The organism is Peribacillus sp. TH16 (assembly GCF_016651095.1).
Taxonomy (GTDB): Bacteria; Bacillota; Bacilli; order Bacillales; family DSM-1321; genus Peribacillus; species Peribacillus butanolivorans.
The window spans coordinates 884,508-894,716 of sequence record NZ_JAEKEM010000002.1 but is presented as its reverse complement, the minus strand read 5'-3'; the positions used below and the strand labels follow the sequence as shown (position 1 = coordinate 894,716).

Annotated in this window: 11 protein-coding genes; all 11 read left to right on the top strand. The window is 39.9% G+C overall.

What is annotated here, in order from left to right; genetic code table 11:
* The first annotated feature begins 73 nt into the window (after positions 1–73).
* Entirely contained in the window at positions 74–547 is a 474-nt protein-coding gene (gene rimP / locus JFV29_RS04265; RefSeq protein WP_053345358.1) for a ribosome maturation factor RimP, read from the top strand.
* A gap of 42 nt (positions 548–589) precedes the next feature.
* Positions 590–1,720 (top strand): transcription termination factor NusA, encoded by a 1,131-nt coding sequence (gene nusA, locus JFV29_RS04260; protein WP_053345359.1) that lies wholly within the window; start codon positions 590–592, stop codon positions 1,718–1,720.
* Positions 1,721–1,738: 18 nt separating this feature from the next.
* Positions 1,739–2,014 carry an RNase P modulator RnpM gene (rnpM, locus tag JFV29_RS04255; RefSeq protein ID WP_053345360.1) on the top strand — a complete coding sequence of 92 codons (276 nt, stop codon included), beginning with the start codon at positions 1,739–1,741 and terminating at the stop codon, positions 2,012–2,014.
* Positions 2,015–2,018: 4 nt separating this feature from the next.
* Positions 2,019–2,324 carry a YlxQ family RNA-binding protein gene (locus JFV29_RS04250; protein ID WP_056526846.1) on the top strand — a complete coding sequence of 102 codons (306 nt, stop codon included), beginning with the start codon at positions 2,019–2,021 and terminating at the stop codon, positions 2,322–2,324.
* 19 nt (positions 2,325–2,343) lie between these two features.
* A complete protein-coding gene (infB, locus tag JFV29_RS04245; RefSeq protein ID WP_201181401.1) occupies positions 2,344–4,500 on the top strand; it encodes a translation initiation factor IF-2 in 2,157 nt (718 codons plus the stop codon).
* Positions 4,497–4,778 (top strand): DUF503 domain-containing protein, encoded by a 282-nt coding sequence (locus tag JFV29_RS04240; protein ID WP_053345363.1) that lies wholly within the window; start codon positions 4,497–4,499, stop codon positions 4,776–4,778. The genes infB and JFV29_RS04240 overlap by 4 nt, the downstream gene beginning before the upstream one ends.
* 17 nt (positions 4,779–4,795) lie before the next feature.
* Positions 4,796–5,161 carry a 30S ribosome-binding factor RbfA gene (gene rbfA / locus JFV29_RS04235; protein ID WP_053345364.1) on the top strand — a complete coding sequence of 122 codons (366 nt, stop codon included), beginning with the start codon at positions 4,796–4,798 and terminating at the stop codon, positions 5,159–5,161.
* A 179-nt stretch (positions 5,162–5,340) separates the two neighbouring features.
* Positions 5,341–6,261 carry a tRNA pseudouridine(55) synthase TruB gene (truB, locus tag JFV29_RS04230; RefSeq protein ID WP_201181400.1) on the top strand — a complete coding sequence of 307 codons (921 nt, stop codon included), beginning with the start codon at positions 5,341–5,343 and terminating at the stop codon, positions 6,259–6,261.
* A gap of 33 nt (positions 6,262–6,294) precedes the next feature.
* Complete coding sequence (gene ribF / locus JFV29_RS04225; RefSeq protein ID WP_201181399.1) at positions 6,295–7,245, top strand: bifunctional riboflavin kinase/FAD synthetase; 951 nt, start codon at positions 6,295–6,297, stop codon at positions 7,243–7,245.
* A gap of 146 nt (positions 7,246–7,391) precedes the next feature.
* On the top strand, positions 7,392–7,661 hold the full coding sequence (gene rpsO, locus JFV29_RS04220) for a 30S ribosomal protein S15 (protein ID WP_053345367.1): 270 nt from the start codon (positions 7,392–7,394) through the stop codon (positions 7,659–7,661).
* A 319-nt stretch (positions 7,662–7,980) separates the two neighbouring features.
* Entirely contained in the window at positions 7,981–10,098 is a 2,118-nt protein-coding gene (pnp, locus tag JFV29_RS04215) for a polyribonucleotide nucleotidyltransferase (protein WP_056526855.1), read from the top strand.
* The last annotated feature ends 111 nt before the right edge of the window (positions 10,099–10,209 follow it).

Here is a 10,209-nt window from a genome sequence, read left to right as displayed (position 1 = left end):
TCTTTCGTGTTGTATTGACCATTTATTTTGAATCCGAAACCAAGCGCATACAACGCACGTATGGAGGAAACAAATGAGTAAAAAGGTAACGGAAGTTGTAGAAGAATTAGCATTACCAATTCTTGAAGAATTGCAGCTTGAATTAGTTGAAGTGGAGTATGTGAAGGAAGGTAAAAGCTGGTTCCTTCGAGTTTACATTGATAAAGAAACAGGCGTAGATCTTGAAGATTGCGGAAAAGCGAGTGAAAAGCTCAGTGAAAAGCTTGATGAAGTTGATCCAATTCCACAAATTTATTTTCTCGAAGTTTCATCTCCCGGAGCTGAAAGGCCTCTGAAAAAAGAGAAAGATTTCCTTAATGCTATCGGTAAAAATGTTTACATAAAAACATACGAGCCCATTTTAGATGAAAAAGAATTTGAAGGAATCTTAACCAGCTTCGATGGGAACGAAGTGACGCTTGAAATCAAAATCAAGACAAGAAAGAAAACAATCGTCATTCCATACGAAAAGGTAGCCAAAGCAAGATTGGCGATTACCTTCTCTTAAGTCAAGCAAATCAATAATTAAATATCCGTAAGGGGGATCACCATGGGCAATGAGTTATTGGATGCTCTCTATATTTTAGAAAACGAAAAAGGAATTTCCAGGGAAGTTTTAATCGATGCGATTGAGGCTGCTCTTATATCGGCATATCGTCGTAACTTTAACCAAGCGCAAAATGTGCGTATCGATTTGAATCTTGGTAAAGGAACAATGCGTGTATTTGCCAGAAAAGACGTTGTAGATGAAGTATTCGATTCACGTCTGGAAATTTCTGTTGAAGAAGCAAGAGCGATTGATCCCAACTACCAGCTAGAGGATATTGTCGAAATGGAAGTAACGCCAAAAGATTTCGGCCGCATTGCTGCACAAACAGCGAAGCAAGTTGTTACTCAAAGAGTGCGTGAAGCAGAGCGCGGCATCATTTATGCTGAATTCATTGATCGCGAAGAGGATATCATGACAGGGATTGTTCAACGTCAGGATTCTCGATTTATCTATGTGAGTCTAGGTAAAATCGAAGCATTGCTTCCAGTCAATGAACAAATGCCTAATGAGCAGTATAAACCTCATGATCGTATTAAAGTTTTTATCACAAAAGTTGAAAAGACGTCCAAGGGGCCGCAAATTTTTGTATCCCGTTCACATCCTGGACTTTTAAAACGTTTATTCGAAATCGAAGTGCCTGAAATTTTTGATGGAACAGTAGAAATTAAGTCAGTTGCTCGTGAAGCAGGTGACCGTTCAAAAATCTCCGTGCACTCTGAAAACGAAGAAGTCGATCCGGTCGGTTCCTGCGTAGGCCAAAAGGGACAACGTGTCCAGGCCATCGTCAATGAATTAAAAGGTGAAAAAATCGATATCGTTAAATGGTCGGAAAATCCGGTTATCTTTGTTGCGAATGCTTTAAGCCCTTCAAAAGTACTTGAAGTTATCGTAAAAGAAGAAGAAAAGGCGACAACTGTAATCGTTCCGGACTATCAGCTTTCACTTGCAATTGGTAAGCGTGGACAAAATGCTCGCTTAGCTGCCAAACTTACTGGTTGGAAAATTGATATCAAGAGTGAAACAGAAGCCCGTGAAGCGGGTATTTACCCGGTTGAAGAACAGGAATTCCTTTTAAGCAGGGATAGCTATGTGAATGAAGAGGATATAGATTTCGAAGAGGATAACGAGTAAATTTAGAGGTGAAAAAAGATGAATAGCCGAAAAAAAATCCCGATGCGTAAATGTGTGGCCACAGGCGAAATGAAGCCGAAGAAAGAACTCATACGTATCGTTCGATCTAAAGAAGGGGAAGTCAGCCTTGATCCGACCGGAAAAAAATCGGGAAGGGGAGCTTATTTGACTCTTGATCGGGATGTTATCGAGCTGGCCAAAAAGAAAAATGTGCTGGCTAATCACCTTAGTACCCAAATCGATTCCTCCCTTTATGAACAATTGCTTGAATTAGTGAATAAGGAGAAATACTAACACCATGACCCAACAACAACAATGGATGTCTCTATTAGGTTTGGCCAATCGAGCACGCAAGCTAATTTCGGGTGAAGAATTAGTGGTTAAAGAGATTAGAAGCGGTAATGCCAAAGTTGTTATTTTATCCGCGGACGCTTCAAAAAACACTGAAAAAAAAATATCTGATAAGTGCGCATTTTATCAGGTTCCTTTAAAAAGAGTCGAAAGCAGGTCTATGCTCGGCCATGCGATTGGTAAGGAAGCTAGAGTTGCCGTCGCAGTTCTGGATGAAGGTTTTGCACAAAAACTCCGAACGCTGCTCGATTAAATTTTACGGGGGTGAACGTATGACAAAATTGCGTGTATATGAATATGCAAAACAAAAGAACGTTTCAAGCAAGGAAGTAATAACTAAACTTAAAGAAATGAATATAGAGGTAACAAACCATATGACAGCATTAGACGATTCAACTGTAAATAAATTAAACGATTCAATTAAGCCTAAAAGCGAAGATAAAAGCCCAGCTACTGAACCAAAAGCTAACGCTACGGTTGCAAAATACGAAGCTGAAGCAGATGAGAAGAGTACAGTTAATAAAGAAAAGCTAAAGAAAAAACCTCCCGTTAAACCTGTAGGTACGAAAAAACCAGCAGGACAGTTTAGTAGAGGTAGAAATAACCGAAATAAAAATAATAAACAAAGACAACAAGCACCACAGGCTCCTGTTACTAAACGTAAAGAAAGAGAACTTCCAGAGAAAATTACGTTTTATGAGTCTTTGACTGTTATGGAACTTGGTAAAAAACTTCACCGTGAACCGTCTGAAATCATTAAAAAGCTTTTCATGCTTGGTGTGATGGCTACAATTAACCAAACATTAGATAAAGATGCTATAGAATTAATCTGTACAGAATACGGTGTATTGGCTGAAGAAGAGATTCGTGTTGATCTAACTGACCTTGAGTCATTAGTGACTGAAGATGCTTCTGAAGATTTGATCGAACGTCCGGCTGTTGTAACGATCATGGGACACGTTGACCATGGTAAAACGACATTGCTTGATTCTATTCGTCATACTAAAGTAACTGAAGGCGAAGCAGGCGGAATCACTCAGCATATCGGTGCTTATCAAGTTAAAGTTAACGACAAAAAAATTACATTCCTTGATACACCAGGACATGCTGCGTTTACAACAATGCGTGCTCGTGGAGCTCAGGTTACAGATATCACAATCCTAGTTGTAGCAGCGGATGATGGTGTTATGCCTCAAACGGTTGAAGCGATTAACCATGCTAAAGCAGCAGAGGTTCCAATTATCGTCGCTGTTAATAAAATGGATAAAGAAGCCGCTAATCCAGACCGCGTTATGCAAGAATTGACAGAGCACGGTTTAGTTTCTGAAGCATGGGGCGGAGATACAATTTTCGTACCTATTTCAGCTAAAAATGGCGAAGGAATCGATAGCTTGTTGGAAATGATTCTACTAGTTAGTGAAGTAGAAGAATATAAAGCAAATCCAACTCGTAAAGCAAACGGAACGGTTATCGAAGCACGTTTGGATAAAGGGCGCGGCTCTGTAGCAACATTGCTTGTTCAAAACGGAACGTTGAAAGTCGGAGATCCAATCGTTATTGGTAATACATTCGGCCGCGTTCGTGCAATGCTTAATGACCTTGGCCGTCGTGTTAAGGATGCAGGTCCTTCTACACCGGTTGAAATCACAGGTTTGAATGAAGTTCCACAGGCTGGGGACCGTTTCATCGTCTTTGAAGATGAAAAAACTGCCCGTCAAGTTGGGGAAGTTCGTGCGCAAAGACAGCTTGCTTCACAACGTAATGAAAAATCTCGTGTAACGCTTGATACATTGTTCGAGCAAATGAAAGAAGGGGAAATTAAAGAATTGAACATCATCTTAAAAGCGGATGTTCAAGGTTCTGCTGAAGCAGTTGCCGCTTCCCTGAATAAAATAGAAGTAGAAGGCGCAAAAGTGAAAATTATTCACACTGGCGTCGGGGCTATTACAGAGTCTGACATTATCCTTGCTACGGCTTCTAATGCAATCGTCATCGGATTTAACGTCCGTCCTGATGTGAATGCGAAGCGTGCGGCTGAATCAGAAAATGTTGATGTCCGCCTTCACCGTATCATTTATAAAGCTATCGAAGAGATCGAGTCGGCTATGAAAGGGATGCTTGACCCTGAATTTGAAGAAAAAATTATTGGTCAGGCTGAAGTTCGTACGACTTTCAAAGTATCTAAAGTTGGTACGATCGCTGGTTCTTATGTTACAGAAGGAAAAATCACACGTGATAGCGGCATTCGCTTAATTCGTGAAGGTGTCGTCATTTACGAAGGTGAAATTGATGCATTGAAACGTTTTAAAGATGATGTAAAAGAAGTGGCAACGAACTATGAGTGCGGTATTACCATTAAAAATTACAATGACCTTAAAGAAGGCGACGTAATTGAAGCTTATGTAATGGAAGAGATAGAGCGTAAATGATCGTTGGCTCTGTCCAATGTGAGTGCATCATCTATGACACCCATTCTTTGAAAGAAAAACGAGCCGTTTTGCAGCGTGTTATGACACGACTTAAACAGAAGTTCAATATATCGGTAGCAGAAACGGATTTTCAGGATCTATGGCAACGAACAAAGATTTCTATCGTAACCGTTTCATCTTCAAGGAAGGCTACTGAGAGAGAACTTCAAAATGCCCTTAAATTTCTAGATTCTTTTCCGGAAATAGAGCGAACAATAACAGATATAGACTGGCTTTAGGCTAGCGAGGTGATATTATGAGCCTTCGTGCAAATCGTGTTGGCGAACAAATGAAAAAAGAGCTGAGTGAAATTATCGGCCGAAAAATTAAAGATCCAAGAATCGGATTTGTAACAGTAACAGATGTTGACGTTACAGGCGATCTACAACAGGCAACTGTTTATATTTCCGTGTTGGGTGATCAGGAACAACGGGAAAAAACTCTTCAAGGCCTTGCAAAGGCAAAAGGATTTATGCGTTCAGAAATTGGGCAAAGAATCCGTCTTCGCAAAACCCCGGAACTGTTTTTTGAATTTGATGAATCGGTTGATTACGGAAATCGAATCGAATCGTTAATTTCACAAATCAATTCAGAGGAAAAACCGGCTGGAAAAGACGAATAATAAGCAAGCAGAAAAGGAGGTCGACTCAATAAGTGCTTTGCACTTCTTGGGGTCGATCTCTTTTTTTTGAAATGACAGGAAAGCGTAGCAAAAAGTAAAAGACACCTTTCGAATTTAAGTTCATATTGTTTGTGCAAGCTGACAGAGGTGCTTCCACTTTTAGAAAATGAGGTGAAAGTGTGAACGGTATTCTACCATTATGGAAACCAAAGGGATTGACATCCCATGATTGTGTTTTTAAATTAAGGAAGATATTAAAAACAAAAAAGGTTGGGCATACAGGCACTTTAGATCCTGATGTCACAGGGGTTTTACCGATTTGTATCGGTAGGGCAACAAAAGTCGCCGAATATTTGACAGAGGCAGGTAAAGCGTATGAAGGGGAAGTGACCCTTGGTTTTTCAACGACAACGGAAGATGCAAGCGGCGATAAGGTAGCTGAAAAAAGGATTACTCAAGTGATTCAGCGTGAACAAATTCTTGAAGTTTTAGAATCATTAACAGGAAAAATTGAACAGACTCCGCCGATGTTTTCAGCTGTTAAGGTAAACGGGAAAAAGTTATATGAATACGCTCGGGCCGGAATCGAAGTGGAGCGACCGACACGGGAGGTTACCATTTACGAAATCACCCTTCTCGATGAACGTTCTGAATTCAAAGGAGAAACCATTTCTTTCCGTTTTCGTGTTAAGTGCAGTAAAGGAACATATATTAGAACGCTTGCTGTCATGATAGGTGGAAAATTGGGATTTCCAGCACATATGTCAGACCTAACGCGGATTGAATCAGCTGGTTTTAAGCTTGAAGACTGTCTGACATTCGCTGAGGTGGAAGCATTCATGGAAACCGGACAAACAGATGAGTTTCTGCTGCCCTTAGAGCGAGGATTATTTCATTTGCCCAAAATTCAGATTAGTGATAAAGTAGCAAAGAAAGTACTTAACGGTGCGGTATTGGAACAGGCTAAGGATGTTGTTCTTGAGAAAGGTCAGCCTTTTGTAATGGTTGATCCATCTGATAAGGCTATTGCCATTTATCAAATACATCCGACAAAAGAGGGATTAATTAAACCTGTAAAAGTTTTGGCACAAGAATTATAGACCGTTTTGCCGTCGGAAAGAGGAGATTGAAAGGTGAAAGTGATCGCAATAGAGCATCCTCATCAATTTAATTCGGATGATTTTCCGGAGCTTGTAATGGCGCTTGGATTTTTTGATGGCATACATAAAGGGCATCAAATTGTTATTCAAACTGCCAAGCAAAAAGCCGATGAAATGAATCTTAAGTCAGCAGTCATGACATTTGACCCGCATCCTTCCGCAGTATTGGGGAGGAAAACGGAAAATATTCGCTATATTACACCACTCGAAGATAAAATAGATATCATAGAATCGATGAAGATAGATTATCTGTTTATCATTCATTTCAGCAAGGAATTTGCTTCGGTGTTGCCGGAACAGTTCGTTGACGAATATATTGTCGGGCTGAATGTCCGTCACGTTGTAGCCGGCTTTGACTATTCATATGGCCGCTACGGTCAAGGATCGATGGAAGATTTGCCTGTATACGCACGAGGAAGGTTTACGCAGACGGTTGTTGCGAAACAAACACTTGAAGATGAAAAGGTAAGTTCGACCAGAATCAGAGAAACACTTAGTAACGGTAACTTTTCCGACTTTTATCATTTGGCAGGCCGCCGTTATTTAACGAAAGGGCATGTCGTTCATGGTGAAAAACGAGGCAGGAAGTTGGGTTTCCCCACTGCTAATATCGAAGTAAGTGACGATTATATATTCCCAGCTGCTGGGGTATATGCTGTCAAAATTAATATAAGCGGCCAATGGTATAATGGGGTTTGTAATGTCGGTTATAAACCTACGTTCCATGAAGAAAAGCCGAAATATCCAACCGTAGAGGTTCATGCTTTGGAGTTCTCGGGTGATATTTATGGCAATCAAGTTTCGGTAGAATGGCATACTAGGTTGAGAAGTGAGCAGAAATTTTCTGGACTTGAAGCGTTAGTCGCACAGATTGAAACTGATAAGCAAAATGCGTTAGCTTATTTTTCAAAACTGAAAGTATAAACGGTTAGCAATAGACAATACTTGCAATTTTAATGAAAAACATGTATTCTATTGTATGTATGAAAATAACCATTGCTTGGCTAGTCGAGACTCCGACGCTGGCTCGGTAATAGGTGATTTTACAGAATTTTAGGAGGAATAATAACATGGCTATTACACAAGTACGCAAAAACGAACTTATCGCTGAGTTCAGAACTCACGATACTGACACTGGATCTCCAGAAGTTCAAATCGCAGTATTAACAGAAGAAATCAACAACTTGAACGGTCACTTACGCACACATAAAAAAGACCACCATTCACGTCGCGGTCTTCTTAAAATGGTAGGTAAACGTCGTAATCTTTTAACTTACCTACGTAACAAAGACGTTACTCGTTACCGTACACTAATTAACAAATTAGGTCTACGTAGATAATTTTTTCAGGAAGGCGGGAAATTTCCCGCTTTTTTGATGTTAATCAAATGATTTGGACGTGTTCTATTTTTAGGCTAAGCCTTCGTCCTTGGGACTCGGCAGGAGCCGGGTCTTTTTCTATTTATAAATGATTAGGATATACATAATTGAATGAATGAAAATTTTATTCATTTTACTGTTAATGCTTGTTTTTTTCGTGCATAATAGGAATAGTTTGGTTTTAACTTGAGTTCAGTTACTTTCACATATAATGATTTAATCCAATACAGGTTTAGGTAAACTAAGCCTCTAAGTGAAGATTCAGAGAGGGGTTTAATAAATGGGACAGGAAAAACATACGTATTCATTTGACTGGGCCGGCCGTAATGTAACGGTAGAGATTGGCCAATTGGCCAAACAAGCGAACGGAGCAGTTTTAGTCCGTTATGGAGAAACAGCTGTATTAAGTACAGCAACAGCTTCAAAGGAACCTAGAAATGTCGACTTCTTCCCTTTGACAGTCAATTACGAAGAAAGACTGTATGCAGTCGGTAAAATTCCAGGTGGCTTTATCAAACGTGAAGGCAGACCGAGTGAAAGAGCAATTTTAGCAAGCCGACTAATTGACCGTCCAATCCGTCCGCTATTTGCAGATGGCTTCCGGAACGATGTTCAAATTATCAGTATGGTTATGAGTGTTGATCAAGATTGTTCTTCTGAAATGGCAGCGATGCTTGGTTCATCCCTTGCACTTTCAGTTTCCGATATTCCGTTTGAAGGTCCAATTGCTGGAGTTGTAGTCGGAAGAATTAATAATGAATTCATTATTAACCCTACTGTTGACCAACTTGCAAAAAGCGACATTAACTTGACAGTTGCCGGTACGAAAGATGCTATCAACATGGTTGAAGCTGGAGCAAATGAAGTACCAGAAGAAACTATGCTTGAAGCAATTATGTTTGGTCATGACGAAATCAAGAAGGTTATTGCATTCCAAGAGAAAATTGTTGCAGAAATCGGCAAGGAAAAGCTACAAATCTCTCTATACCAAGTGGATGCAGAACTAGAAGCAGAAGTAAAAGGTCATTGTGAATCAGACCTTAACAAAGCTGTACAAGTTCAGGAAAAACATGCTCGTGAAGATGCTATTAAAGAAGTAAAAGATCGCGTGTTGGCTCATTATGAGGAAGAAACTGATGAAGCTAAATTAAAACAAATCAAAGAAATCCTAAATAAATTGGTTAAATCAGAAGTCCGTCGTTTAATTACGGAAGAAAAGGTACGTCCAGATGGCCGTAACCCGGATGAGATTAGACCATTATCATCTGAAGTAACTATTCTGCCTCGTACACACGGTTCTGGTTTGTTCACACGTGGACAAACTCAAGCACTTTCTATCTGTACATTAGGTGCCCTTGGCGATGTTCAGATTTTGGACGGTCTTGGAACCGAAGAGTCGAAACGTTTCATGCATCATTATAACTTCCCTCATTTCAGTGTTGGTGAAACAGGCCCGATTCGTGGTGCAGGACGTCGTGAAATCGGACATGGTGCACTTGGTGAAAGAGCATTAGAACCGGTTATACCGAATGATAAAGACTTCCCTTATACAATTAGACTTGTGTCTGAAGTTCTTGAATCTAATGGCTCAACATCGCAAGCAAGTATCTGTGCAAGTACGCTAGCAATGATGGATGCTGGTGTTCCGTTGAAAGCTCCAGTTGCAGGTATTGCAATGGGTCTTGTTAAAACAGGTGAGCACTACACGATCTTAACAGATATTCAAGGCATGGAAGATCATCTAGGAGACATGGACTTTAAAGTTGCTGGAACGTCAAAAGGTGTTACAGCCCTTCAAATGGATATTAAAATTGAGGGTCTTTCAAGAGAAATTCTTGAAGAAGCATTACTTCAAGCTAAACATGGCCGGATGCACATTTTGGAATCAATGATGGCAACAATCAATCAACCGCGTGAGCAATTATCCAAATATGCTCCGAAAATCGTTACAATGTCTATTAATCCAGACAAAATCCGCGATGTCATTGGACCGAGCGGTAAACATATCAATAAAATCATTGAAGAAACTGGCGTAAAAATTGACATCGAACAAGATGGAACGGTATTCATTTCTTCTACAGATGAAGCAATGATTCAAAAAGCGAAGAAAATTATCGAAGATATCGTGCGTGAAGTCGTTGTAGGCGAACTATACTTAGGTAAAGTTAAACGTATTGAAAAATTCGGAGCGTTCGTTGAAATCTTCAATGGTAAAGATGGTTTGGTCCATATTTCTGAACTGGCTGAAGAAAGAGTCGGTAAAGTGGAAGATGTCGTTTCACTTGGCGATGAGCTATTAGTTAAAGTTACTGAGATTGATAAGCAAGGAAGGGTTAACCTTTCCCGTAAAGCGGTCCTTAAAGAACAAAAAGAGGCAGCTAATCCTTCTCAGTCATAATAGAAATAAAAATTCGGCATGCGGTTCCTAGTGAATCTGCATGCTTTTTTGTTTTAAAGGATACATCGTTATATATGGAAATTCGCAATAAAAGTATGTAATGTTCTACCT

Excerpts from the sequence above, each read along its gene's own strand:
- rimP (WP_053345358.1), top strand. The coding sequence starts at position 74 with ATGAGTAAAAAGGTAACGGAAGTTGTAGAAGAATTAGCATTACCAATT.
- nusA (WP_053345359.1), top strand. The coding sequence starts at position 590 with ATGGGCAATGAGTTATTGGATGCTCTCTATATTTTAGAAAACGAAAAA.
- rnpM (WP_053345360.1), top strand. The coding sequence starts at position 1,739 with ATGAATAGCCGAAAAAAAATCCCGATGCGTAAATGTGTGGCCACAGGC.
- JFV29_RS04250 (WP_056526846.1), top strand. The coding sequence starts at position 2,019 with ATGACCCAACAACAACAATGGATGTCTCTATTAGGTTTGGCCAATCGA.
- infB (WP_201181401.1), top strand. The coding sequence starts at position 2,344 with ATGACAAAATTGCGTGTATATGAATATGCAAAACAAAAGAACGTTTCA.
- JFV29_RS04240 (WP_053345363.1), top strand. The coding sequence starts at position 4,497 with ATGATCGTTGGCTCTGTCCAATGTGAGTGCATCATCTATGACACCCAT.
- rbfA (WP_053345364.1), top strand. The coding sequence starts at position 4,796 with ATGAGCCTTCGTGCAAATCGTGTTGGCGAACAAATGAAAAAAGAGCTG.
- rpsO (WP_053345367.1), top strand. The coding sequence starts at position 7,392 with ATGGCTATTACACAAGTACGCAAAAACGAACTTATCGCTGAGTTCAGA.
- pnp (WP_056526855.1), top strand. The coding sequence starts at position 7,981 with ATGGGACAGGAAAAACATACGTATTCATTTGACTGGGCCGGCCGTAAT.